At 50.8% G+C, this 236-nt stretch carries 1 pseudogene; it reads left to right on the plus strand.

Going from position 1 to position 236, the window contains the following annotated elements:
- Nucleotides 1-236: pseudogene (locus SB660_RS23790) on the plus strand (amidophosphoribosyltransferase); the annotation flags it as partial.

Consider the following 236-nt stretch of genomic DNA (forward strand, 5'->3'; position numbering starts at 1 on the left):
AGCCTTCAGCACCGTGGACAAGAAGGTGCGGGAATCATTGCACCAGATGGTGAGAAACTGACGTCACACAAAGGCCTTGGAGTGATCACGGAAGTCTTTCAAAACGGTGAGCTAAAGGATTTGAAAGGAAAACGTGCGATTGGACATGTTAGGTATGCGACCGCAGGTGGAGGCGGCTTTGAAAATGTGCAGCACCTCTTCTTCCGTTCGCAAAACAATGGCAGCCTTGCCCTTGC

The sequence above is a fragment of the Bacillus sp. SIMBA_005 genome, assembly GCF_046535585.1.
Lineage (GTDB): Bacteria > Bacillota > Bacilli > Bacillales > Bacillaceae > Bacillus > Bacillus pumilus.